Consider the following 11,809-nt stretch of genomic DNA (forward strand, 5'->3'; position numbering starts at 1 on the left):
CGCGGTTACCGTCCCTGAAGTGTTCAGGACATTCACACCTCCGGGGTGACGGCGCACCCCGGCGCCCGCATCGCACGTCTACGCACCCATCCCGTACGGCCCACCCGTTCCCGGAGGGACTTCGTGCACAGAACCAGACTCAAAGGCACCAGGACCACAAGGCGTCCCAGGCTTCGCACCACCCTCGCCCTGTTCACCGGCCTGCTGCTGGCCGTGGGCTCCCCCGCGACCGTCGCCGGAGCCCACCCCGGCCACCCGGAGCACGACGAGACGGCAGCCGCCGCCGAGGGACAGTTCCAGCAGGTACCGCTCGCCAAGGGCGAGCCCGAGATGGGCGAGCCGATGTCGCTCGCCGTACTCCCGGACCGCAGCGTCCTGCACACCGCCCGCGACGGCACACTGCGCCTGACCGACCAGGGCGGCGTCACCAAGGTCGCCGGCAAGATCCCCGTCTACAACCACGACGAGGAGGGCCTGCAGGGCGTCGGCATCGACCCGGACTTCGAGAACAACCGGGCGATCTACCTCTACTACGCCCCGCCGCTCGACACCCCCGCGGGCGACGCCCCCGAGAACGGCACCGCCGAGGACTTCAAGAAGTTCGACGGCGTCAACCGCCTCTCCCGCTTCGTCCTCAACGCCAACGGCACGCTGGACATGGCCAGCGAGAAGAAGGTCCTGGACGTCGCGGCCTCCCGCGGCACCTGCTGCCACGTCGGCGGCGACATCGCCTTCGACGCCGAGGGCAACCTCTACCTCTCGACCGGCGACGACTCCAACCCCTTCGCCTCCGACGGCTACACGCCGATCGACGAACGGGCGGACCGCAACCCGGCCTTCGACGCCCGCCGCAGCGCCGGCAACACCAACGACCTGCGCGGCAAGATCCTGCGCATCAAGGTCGCCGAGGACGGCTCGTACACCGTCCCGGAGGGCAACCTCTTCGCCCCGGGCACCGAGAAGACCCGCCCCGAGATCTACGCGATGGGCTTCCGCAACCCGTTCCGCATCAGCGTCGACAAGAAGACCGGCACGGTCTACGTCGGCGACTACGGCCCCGACGCGGGCGCCGCCGACCCGAAGCGGGGCCCCGCGGGCCAGGTCGAGTTCGCCAAGGTCACCAAGGCCGCCAACTTCGGCTGGCCCTTCTGCACCGGCGACAACGACCCGTACGTCGACTACGACTTCGCCACCGGCGCATCCGGCGAGACCTTCGACTGCGCCGCCCCGAAGAACACGTCCCCGCACAACACCGGTCTCACCGACCTGCCGCCCGCGCAGGCCGCGTGGATCCCGTACGACGACGACTCCGTGCCCGAGTTCGGCAGCGGCTCCGAGTCCCCGATGGGCGGCCCGGTCTACCGCTACGACCCGGACCTCGACTCCAAGGTGAAGTTCCCCGAGGAGTACGACGGCGACTTCTTCGCCGGCGAGTTCGGCCGCCGCTGGATCAAGCGGATCGAGCAGACCGAGGACGGTGCGGTCGCCAAGATCAACGACTTCCCGTGGACCGGCACCCAGATCATGGACATGGAGTTCGGCCCCGACGGCGCGCTCTACGTCCTGGACTACGGCCTGTCCTGGTTCCAGGGGGACAAGGACTCCGCGCTCTACCGGATCGAGAACGCCCAGGACGGCTTCTCCCCGATCGCCGAGGTGAGCGCCAACAAGACCTCCGGCGCGGCCGGCCTCAAGGTGGCCTTCACCGCCACCGCCAAGGACGCCGACTCGCCGGACCTCACCTACAGCTGGGACTTCGGCGACGGGACCAAGGGCGAGGGACTCACCCCCACCCACAAGTACAAGAAGGTCGGCACCTACACCGCGACCTTCACCGCCAAGGACCCCGAGGGCAACACCGGCAACGCCAGCGTCCGGATCGTAGTCGGCAACACCGAACCCAAGGTGACCATCGAGACCCCCGGCAACGGCACCCTGCTCCCCATGGGCGAGCCCATCCCGTTCAAGGTGAAGGTCACCGACCCCGAGGAGACGATCGACTGTTCCAAGGTCAAGGTCGCCTACAGCCTCGGCCACGACTCCCACGCCCACGAGCTGACCAGCGAGATGGGCTGTGAGGGCACCCTCAACCCGCCGCCCGGAGACGGCGGACACGACCCCAACGCCAACATCTACGGCGTCGTCGGCGCCAGCTACACCGACGGCGGGGCCAACGGTCAGGAGGCCCTGACCGGGACCGCCCGCACCGTGATCCAGCCCCCGCACCGCCAGGCCGAGCACTTCACCACTCAGCAGGGCGTGTCGCCGATCGACAAGACCGGCGCCAACGGCGGCAAGACCGTCGGCGACATCAACGACGGCGACTGGATCTCCTTCAGCCCCTACAAGTTCGACGGGCAGAAGAAGCTGACCGTACGCGCCTCCTCCGGCGGCGCCGGCGGCTACATCGAGGTGCGCACCGGCTCGCCCACCGGCAAGCTGCACGGCTCGGCGTACATCCCGCCGACCGGCAGCTGGGAGACCTTCCAGAACGTCGACGTGCCGCTGCGGTCCCTGCCCAAGAAGACCACTGACGTCTACCTGGTCTTCAAGGGCGGCGAGGGCGCGCTGTACGACGTGGACGACTTCGAGTTCTCCAAGGAGCCGTTCAAGGCCGGCAAGAAGGTCCTGGTCTTCTCCAAGACCGCCGGCTTCCGCCACGACTCCATCCCGGCGGGCATCGCCGCGCTGAAGGAGCTGGGCACCCCGGCCGGCATCTCGGTCACCGCGACCGAGGAGGCCGGACAGTTCACCACCGCCAACCTCGCCAAGTACGACGCGGTGGCCTTCCTGTCCACCACCGGTGACGTCCTCAACGCCGACCAGCAGACGGCGTTCGAAAACTACGTCAAGAACGGCGGCGGCTACATGGGCATCCACGCCGCCGCCGACACCGAGTACGACTGGGAGTTCTACGGCGGCCTCGTCGGCGCCTACTTCGACTCCCACCCGGCCATCCAGAAGGCCACCGTCCGCGTCGAGGACCACGACCACCCGGCCACCGCGCACCTGGACGACGCCTGGGAGCGCACCGACGAGCTGTACAACTACCGCACCAACCCGCGCGAGCAGGCCAAGGTCCTCGCCACCCTCGACGAGACGACCTACGAGGGCGGGAACATGAAGGGCGACCACCCGATCGCCTGGTGCCAGAGCTACGGCGGCGGCCGCTCCTTCTACACCGGCCTCGGCCACACCAAGGAGTCCTACGCGGACGAGTCCTTCCGGGGCCACCTGCTCGGCGGCATGCAGTACGCCACCGGCCAGGTCAAGGCCAACTGCAAGCCGAGCAAGGGCTACCGGGACATCTTCAACGGCCAGACCCTGGAAGGGTGGAAGCAGGCCGGCCCCGGCAAGTTCAACGTCAAGGACGGCGTCCTGGAGTCCGAGGGCGGCATGGGTCTGCTCTGGTACCAGGCCAAGGAGCTGAAGTCGTACTCCCTCAAGCTCGACTGGAAAATGCAGGGCGACGACAACTCCGGGATCTTCGTGGGCTTCCCCGCCTCCGACGACCCCTGGTCCGCCGTGAACAAGGGCTACGAGATCCAGATCGACGCCACGGACGCGGTGGATCGCACCACGGGTTCGATCTACACGTTCAAGGCGGCGAACATCAAGGCCCGTGACCAGGTTCTGCGGCCGCCCGGCCAGTGGAACTCCTACGAGATCAAGGTCCGGGGCGAACGCCTCCAGGTGTTCCTCAACGGAGTCAAGATCAACGACTTCACCAACAAGGACCCCGAGCGGAGCCTGACCGACGGCTACATCGGCCTCCAGAACCACGGCGCCGACGACCAGGTCTCCTTCCGCAACATCCAGCTCAAGGAACTGCCCTCCTAGGGCGACCAGAACGGCGGCGGGCGGAGGACGCCGGACCTCCGCCCGCCGTCACCCCCCACCGTCACCCCCCACCGCCATCACCGGCCGTACCACCGGCTGTACCACCGCTTTTGTGTGCTCGACGCGCTCGACAAGGAGGCTGCCCATGTCCGCGTCCCCCTCTGCTTCCTCCCGTGAACCCCGTACCGGCGTCTGGCTGATCGGAGCCCGCGGTTCCGTCGCCACCACGGTGGTGGCGGGCTGCGCCGCCGTGACCGCGGGGCTGCATCCCCCCACCGGCATGGTCACCGAGACCCCCGACTTCGCCGACACGGGACTGCCCGCACTGTCCTCCCTCGTCTTCGGCGGCCACGACACCGTGGACTGCCCGCTGCCCAAGCGGGCGGAGGCGCTCGCCGACGGCGGTGTGCTGCCGCACGGCCTGCCCTCGGCCGTACGCGCCGAACTGGCCGCCGCCGACAGCGAGATCCGCCCCGGCGGGCCGCTGCCGGGCGACGCCCGCGACGAGGACGAGCTGATCGCCGCGTTCGCCGCGGACATCACGGACTTCGTACGACGCTCGGGAGCCGACCGGGCGGTGGTGGTCAACGTCGCCTCCACCGAGCCCGCGCCCACTGAAGGCACCCTCCCGGCCAGCTCGCTGTACGCGGCCGCGGCGCTGCGCGCCGGCTGTCCGTACGTCAACTTCACCCCGTCGACCGGCCTGCACCACCCGTCGCTGGCCGCACCGGCCGCGGCGAGCGGACTGCCGTACGCGGGCCGCGACGGCAAGACCGGGCAGACCCTGCTGCGCTCGGTGCTGGGCCCGATGTTCGCGCAGCGAGCGCTGACCGTACGCGCCTGGTCCGGGACCAACCTCCTCGGCGGCGGCGACGGCGCCGCCCTCGCCGACCCCGCGGCCGCCGCCGCCAAGAACGCCGGCAAGGAACGCGTCCTCGCCGACACCCTCGGGGCCGCACCCGAGGGCGAGGTCCACATCGACGACGTGCCCTCGCTGGGCGACTGGAAGACGGCCTGGGACCACATCGCCTTCGACGGCTTCCTCGGCGCCCGGATGTTCCTCCAGACAACCTGGCAGGGCTGCGACTCGGCGCTCGCCGCCCCCCTCGTCCTCGACCTGGCCCGGCTGGCCGCCCGCGCCCGCGAAAGGGGCCTGACCGGCCCGCTGAGCGAACTGGGCTTCTTCTTCAAGGACCCGGTGGGGGACGGCCCGTCGTCGCTGGCCGAACAGTACGCCGAGCTGAGGCGCTTCGCCGGACGGCTGCGCGACGGGAGCGGCGACGGCCACGGTGGCGACAACGGTGGCGGTGGCGACTCCGGCGAAGGTGCCGGCACAGGAGTGCGTGAGGACGCCGATGGCGGGGCCGGCCGGCCCGGCGACGACGCCGACGAGAGCGGGGCGCGGCGATGAGCCGCACCGCCGCCACGGCGGGGGACACGCGCGCGCCCGCCGGGTCGACGCGGGCGGACTCGCCGGTCACCGGGGACACCGGACCGCTCCCCGGCGACGGCGCACCCCGCCCGCCCCGGCCCCGCTCCGGTCACGCGGGCGCGTGGGCCGAACTGCTTCGCCTGCCCGCGCTGTTCACCGTCCCCGGCGACGCCCTGGCCGGCGCGGCCGCGGCCGGCGCACGCCCCGGCCCCCGCACCCTGCTCGCCATCGGCTCCTCCCTGTGCCTGTACGAGGCCGGCATGGCCCTGAACGACTGGGCGGACCGCGCCGAGGACGCCGTGGAACGCCCGCACCGCCCGCTTCCCTCGGGCCGCATCCGCCCGGCCGCCGCCCTCACCGCCGCCGGTGTCCTCACCGGCACCGGTCTGGCCCTTGCCGCCGGTGCGGGACGACCCGCCCTCGCCGTGGCCGCGCCCCTGGCCGCAACCGTGTGGGCCTACGACCTCGCCCTGAAGCACACGCCCGCCGGTCCCGCGGCCATGGCCGCCGCCCGCGGACTCGATCTGCTCCTGGGCGCCGCGGCCACCGGCGGCGGCACCCGCGCCGCGCTGCCGTCCGCCGCGCTGCTCGGCACGCACACCCTCGCGGTCACGGCCGTCTCCCGCCGGGAGACCACCGGCGGCTCGGTCCTGGCCCCGCTGGCGGCCCTCGCGACGACGGGAGCGCTGACCCGGCTCGTCACCCGCCGCACCCGACTCCCGGCAGGCCGGCGGGCAGCAGCCGCCCCCGGCCTGCCGGGCTCCAGCCCGGCCGAGGGTCCGCCGAGGGCCACGGACCTTCCGCCGAAGACCACCGACGTTCCGGTGAGGGCCACTGGTGGTCCGGCGAGGGGCACTCACGGTCCGCTGAGGGCCGCCGATGCCCTCGCTGCCGCCCTGGGCGTCGCCTACGCCGCCACGGCCGCCCGCCCCTACTTCCACGCCGCGCTCAACCCGTCACCCCCGCTCACCCAACGCGCCGTCGGCGGCGGTATCCGGGCCACCGTCCCCCTCCAGGCGGCCCTCGCCGCACGTTCCGGTGCCGCCCTCACGTCCGTCCTGGTCGCGGCCCTGGCCCCGGCCGGCCGGATGTTCGCGAGGAGGGCCGGCATGAGGAAGGTGAGCATCACATGATCCGGAACCCGAACCAGGCCCGCCCGAACGCAGACGGGGAGGCCGCCGAGCACGGTCCCCGAACCCCGGCGGGGGGCGAGAGCGAGGCCGGGAGCGAGCACGTAGCCCGGAGCGAGCACGGGGCGGGGAGCGAGCGCGGGGCCGGGGACGAGCACGGCGCCCGGGCCGGGACGGAGGCCGCGGGCGGCCCGGCATCGGTCCCGGACGGCGCCGCCCACCCGCTCCGCTTCGGCTACGGCACCAACGGCCTCGCCGACCTGCGTCTCGACGACGCCCTCGCCCTCCTCGCCGACCTGGGCTACGACGGCGTCGGTCTGACCCTCGACCACATGCACCTCGACCCGCTCGCCCCCGACCTGGCCGCCCGCACCCGCCGCCTCGCGCACCGGCTGGACGCGCTCGGGCTCGGTGTGACCGTGGAAACCGGGGCCCGCTATGTGCTCGACCCGCGCCGCAAGCACGGCCCCTCCCTGCTCGACCCCGACCCGGAGGACCGCGCCCGCCGCGCCGACCTCCTGGTCCGTGCCGTAGACGTCGCCGCAGACCTCGGTGCCCACGCCGTGCACTGCTTCAGCGGCGTCACACCGGCGGGCACGGACGAGGACACGGCGTGGAAACGGCTGGCCGAGTCCCTCGCACCGGTCCTCGACGCCGCCGCCACCGCGGGCGTCCCCCTCGCGGTGGAGCCCGAACCGGGGCATCTCCTGTCCACCCTCGCCGACTTCCACACGCTGCGCCGAACCCTCGGCGACCCCGAACACCTCGGCCTCACCCTGGACATCGGCCACTGCCAGTGCCTCGAACCCCTCCCTCCCGCCGACTGCGTGCGCGCCGCCGCCCCCTGGCTGCGTCATGTCCAGATCGAGGACATGCGCCGCGGCGTCCACGAACACCTCCCCTTCGGTGACGGCGAGATCGACTTCCCGCCCGTCCTCGAGGCCCTCGCCGCCACCGGCTACCAGGGCCTGACCGTCGTCGAACTGCCCCGCCACTCCCACGCGGGCCCCCATTTCGCCGAACACTCCCTCCCCTTCCTGCGCCGGGCCGCGCCGGCGTCCCACCGCACCAACCGCTCGGGCGAGCCCTCCGCCACCCATTGAAGGGAGCCACACCCATGACGCAGCCGCACGCCGCCCACGTCACCCCCGACACCCAGGACGCGGATGGCACCCCCGCCGGGCAGGACCCCCAGGGCACCACCCCCGCCCACGTCCCGCCCGACGACCTGCGCACCGCTCTCGCCGCCCGGCTCGGCGGAGCCGCCCGCGCCTGGCTGGACCAGGCCCTGGACGAGGCCGCCGCCCACCCCGGCACGCACGGCCCCATCTCGGTGTGGGAGCTGCGCCTCGCCGAGGCCGGCCGCCGCTGCGGGCCCGCCCACGCCGACGCCGCCCGGGTCCTCGTCCTGCACGCCGCCCGCGCCGACACCGAGGCCCTGACCCGGGTCTACTCCCAGGGCACCGCCGACGAACGCCGCGCCGTCCTGCACGCGCTGCCCCATCTCGTGCCCGGTCCGGAGGGTCTCCCGCTCGTCGAGGACGCCCTGCGCACCAACGACACCCGGCTCGTCGCCGCCGCCCTCGGCCCGTACGCCGCCCGGCACCTCGACGCGCACCAGTGGCGGCACGCCGTACTGAAGTGCCTGTTCACCGGTGTCCCCGTCGACAGCGTGGCGGACCTCGCCCGCCGGGCCCACGGGGACGACGAACTCGCCCGCATGCTCGCCGACTACGCCGCCGAACGCACCGCCGCAGGCCGCACCGTCCCCGAGGACCTGCACCGCGTCCTGGCCCTGACCGAGTCCGCGCCTCCCGCGCCCGGCACCGCCGACCCCCACGGCAAGGAGTCCTGATGCGCATCTTCGACCCCCACATCCACATGACCTCCCGCACCACCGACGACTACGAGGCCATGTACGCGGCCGGTGTCCGCGCCCTCGTCGAGCCCTCCTTCTGGCTGGGCCAGCCCCGCACCTCGCCCGCCTCCTTCCGCGACTACTTCGACGCCCTCCTCGGCTGGGAACCCTTCCGCGCCGCCCAGTACGGCATCGCCCACCACTGCACGATCGCCCTCAACCCCAAGGAGGCGAACGACCCCCGCTGCCTCCCCGTCCTCGACGAACTGCCCCGCTATCTCGTCAAGGACCGCGTGGTGGCGGTCGGCGAGATCGGCTACGACTCGATGACGCCCGCCGAGGACACCGCCCTGGCCACCCAGCTCCAGCTCGCCGCCGACCACGGCCTGCCCGCCCTGGTGCACACCCCGCACCGCGACAAGCTCGCCGGCCTGCGCCGCACCCTGGACGCGGTCCGCGAGTCGGCGCTGGCGACGGAGCGGGTACTGGTCGACCACCTCAACGAGACCACCGTCAAGGAGGCCAAGGACAGCGGCGCCTGGCTCGGCTTCTCCGTCTATCCGGACACCAAGATGGACGAGGCCCGGATGGTGGCTCTGCTGCGCGAGTACGGCCCGGAACAGGTCCTGGTGAACTCCGCCGCCGACTGGGGAAAGAGCGACCCGCTCAAGACCCGCAAGGTCGGCGACCTGATGCTCGCCGAGGGCTTCACCGAGGACGACGTGGACCGCGTGCTGTGGCGCAACCCCGTCGCCTTCTACGGACTCAGCGGGCGACTGGAACTCGACGTGGCCTCGGCCGACGCCACGCACGAGGGCAACTCCATCCTGCGCGGCGGGGAGTGAACCATGCGCTTCCGGCACCCCGACGGCTCCACCGTCCACCTCGCCTACTGCACCAACGTCCACCCCGCCGAGACCCTCGACGGCGTCCTCGCCCAGCTCCGCGAACACTGCGAGCCGGTCCGTAAACGCCTGGGCCGCGACCGGCTCGGCATCGGGCTGTGGCTCGCCCGCGACGCCGCCCACGCCCTGGTCACCGACCCCGCGGCCCTGCGCGGCCTGCGCACCGAACTCGACCGGCGCGGCCTGGAGGTCGTCACCCTCAACGGCTTCCCCTACGAGGGCTTCGGCGCCGAGGAGGTCAAGTACCGCGTCTACAAGCCGGACTGGGCCGACCCCGAGCGCCTCGACCACACCACCTCCCTGGCCCGGCTGCTCGCCGGACTGCTGCCGGACGACGTCACGGACGGCACCATCTCCACCCTGCCGCTCGCCTGGCGCACCGCCTACGACGAGACCCGCGCCGACAAGGCCCGCGCCGCCCTGGTCACCCTCGCCGAACGCCTCGACGCCCTCCACGAACTCACCGGCTGCTCCATCCGCATCGGCCTGGAACCGGAACCCGGCTGCGTCGTCGAGACGACCCAGGACGCCATCGCCCCGCTGACCGCGATCGCCCACGACCGCATCGGCATCTGCGTCGACACCTGCCACCTCGCCACCTCCTTCGAAGACCCGCACACCGCCCTGGACGCCCTGACCGCGGCCCGCGTCCCCGTCGTCAAGTCCCAGCTCTCCGCCGCCCTGCACGCCGAACACCCCCGTGACCCCGGGGTCCGCGAGGCGCTCGGCGCCTTCGCCGAACCCCGCTTCCTGCACCAGACCCGCACCACCACCTCGACCGGCGCCCTGCACGGCACCGACGACCTCGACGAGGCCCTCGCGGACGGCGGCCCGCTGCCCGACACCGCGCCCTGGCGCGCCCACTTCCACGTGCCCCTGCACGCGGCCCCCGCCGCGCCCCTCACCTCCACACTCCCCGTACTCAGGGCCGCGCTGACCCGGCTCGTCGGCGGCCCGCACCCCCTCACCCGTCATCTGGAGGTCGAGACCTACACCTGGCAGGCCCTCCCGCCCGAGCTGCGGCCCCGCGCCCGCGCCCAGCTCACCGACGGCATCGCCGCCGAGCTGACCCTCGCCCGCGACCTGTTGACGGACCTCGGCCTGAAGGAACTGCCATGACCGGACCGACCCACACCGACGGCCCAGCCGGCCCCGACCGACCGACACCGCTCCTCGTCCTGGACGTCGTCGGCCTCACCCCCCGTCTCCTCGACCACATGCCCCACCTCAAGCAGCTCGGCCAGTCCGGCTCCCGCGCGCCGCTCGGCACCGTCCTGCCCGCCGTCACCTGCGCCGCCCAGTCCACCTTCCTCACCGGCACCCACCCGGGCGAGCACGGGATCGTCGGCAACGGCTGGTACTTCCGCGAACTCGGCGACGTCCTGCTGTGGCGCCAGCACAACGGACTCGTCGCCGGCGACAAACTCTGGGACGCCGCCCGACGCGCCCACCCCGGCTACACCGTCGCCAACATCTGCTGGTGGTACGCCATGGGCGCCGACACCGACATCACCGTCACCCCCCGTCCCGTCTACTACGCCGACGGCCGCAAGGAACCCGACTGCTACACCCGGCCCCCGGCCCTGCACGACGAACTCACCGACAAGCTCGGCACCTTCCCCCTCTTCCACTTCTGGGGACCCGGCGCGGACCTGGTCTCCAGCCAGTGGATCATCGACGCCACCCGGCACATCATGGCCACCAGGCATCCCGACCTGACGCTCTGCTACCTCCCTCACCTCGACTACGATCTCCAGCGCTTCGGCCCCGACGACCCGCGCTCCCTGAAGGCCGCCGCCGACCTCGACGCGGCGCTGGCCCCGCTGCTCGACGACGCCCGCGCCGAGGGCCGCACCGTCGTCGCGCTCTCCGAGTACGGCATCACCCCCGTCAGCCGGCCCGTGGACATCAACCGCGCCCTGCGCCGCGCCGGTCTGCTCGAGGTGCACACGCAGGACGGCATGGAGTACCTCGACCCGATGGCCTCCCGCGCCTTCGCGGTCGCCGACCACCAGGTCGCCCACGTGTACGTCTGCCGCCCCGAGGACCTCGACGCGACCCGGGCCGCCCTGGAGGGACTGCCCGGCATCGAGCAACTCCTCGACGACGAGGGCAAGAAGGCCCAGCACCTCGACCATCCGCGCGCCGGTGAACTCGTCGCCCTGGCGGAGCCGGACGCCTGGTTCACGTACTACTACTGGCTCGACGACGACCGCGCGCCCGACTTCGCGCAACTCGTCGAGATCCACCGCAAACCCGGCTACGACCCGGTCGAGCTGTTCATGGACCCGCTCGACCCCTACGTCAAGGTCAAGGCGGCCGGCGCCCTGGCCCGCAAGAAGCTCGGCATGCGCTACCGCATGGCGGTCGTGCCCCTGGACCCCTCACCTATTCGAGGCAGCCACGGCCGCCTCCCCGCGAGCGACGACGACGGTCCGCTCCTCATCTGCTCCACCCCCCGCGCTGTCGGAGACCGCGTCGCGGCCACCGACGTGAAACAACTCCTGCTCCGGCTCGCCGGACTCGGCTGACGCACCACCGGTGCGGTCTCCGAGATCCGACTACTGAGAGTGAAACACACGGCACTGACAACGGCCCGCCCGAGCCGCATCGGCGCAGGCCACGACCCAGAAGGCAGGCACCC

General features: G+C 72.6%; 8 protein-coding genes. All 8 read left to right on the plus strand.

Annotated elements, in window-relative coordinates:
- Positions 1-123: 123 nt before the first annotated feature.
- Positions 124-3,840 carry a ThuA domain-containing protein gene (locus ACGH7X_RS32420; RefSeq protein ID WP_399891966.1) on the plus strand — a complete coding sequence of 1,239 codons (3,717 nt, stop codon included), beginning with the start codon at positions 124-126 and terminating at the stop codon, positions 3,838-3,840.
- A gap of 145 nt (positions 3,841-3,985) precedes the next feature.
- Entirely contained in the window at positions 3,986-5,251 is a 1,266-nt protein-coding gene (locus ACGH7X_RS32425; protein WP_399891969.1) for an inositol-3-phosphate synthase, read from the plus strand.
- Complete coding sequence (locus ACGH7X_RS32430; protein WP_399891972.1) at positions 5,248-6,405, plus strand: SCO3242 family prenyltransferase; 1,158 nt, start codon at positions 5,248-5,250, stop codon at positions 6,403-6,405. Before ACGH7X_RS32425 ends, ACGH7X_RS32430 begins: the two co-directional genes overlap by 4 nt.
- Positions 6,402-7,505 (plus strand): sugar phosphate isomerase/epimerase family protein, encoded by a 1,104-nt coding sequence (locus tag ACGH7X_RS32435; protein WP_399891975.1) that lies wholly within the window; start codon positions 6,402-6,404, stop codon positions 7,503-7,505. The genes ACGH7X_RS32430 and ACGH7X_RS32435 overlap by 4 nt, the downstream gene beginning before the upstream one ends.
- A 14-nt stretch (positions 7,506-7,519) precedes the next feature.
- Positions 7,520-8,257: an EboA domain-containing protein gene (locus ACGH7X_RS32440; protein WP_399891978.1), complete on the plus strand. Its 738-nt coding sequence runs from the start codon at positions 7,520-7,522 to the stop codon at positions 8,255-8,257.
- On the plus strand, positions 8,257-9,105 hold the full coding sequence (locus ACGH7X_RS32445) for a TatD family hydrolase (protein ID WP_399891981.1): 849 nt from the start codon (positions 8,257-8,259) through the stop codon (positions 9,103-9,105). The genes ACGH7X_RS32440 and ACGH7X_RS32445 overlap by 1 nt, the downstream gene beginning before the upstream one ends.
- Before the next feature lie 3 nt (positions 9,106-9,108).
- The gene (eboE, locus tag ACGH7X_RS32450; protein WP_399891983.1) at positions 9,109-10,284 is read left to right on the plus strand and encodes a metabolite traffic protein EboE; all 1,176 of its coding nucleotides are present in this window, start codon (positions 9,109-9,111) and stop codon (positions 10,282-10,284) included.
- Positions 10,281-11,696: a nucleotide pyrophosphatase/phosphodiesterase family protein gene (locus ACGH7X_RS32455; protein ID WP_399891986.1), complete on the plus strand. Its 1,416-nt coding sequence runs from the start codon at positions 10,281-10,283 to the stop codon at positions 11,694-11,696. The genes eboE and ACGH7X_RS32455 overlap by 4 nt, the downstream gene beginning before the upstream one ends.
- The last annotated feature ends 113 nt before the right edge of the window (positions 11,697-11,809 follow it).

It is taken from the genome of Streptomyces sp. BBFR51, from assembly GCF_044591655.1.
Classification (GTDB): domain Bacteria; phylum Actinomycetota; class Actinomycetes; order Streptomycetales; family Streptomycetaceae; genus Streptomyces.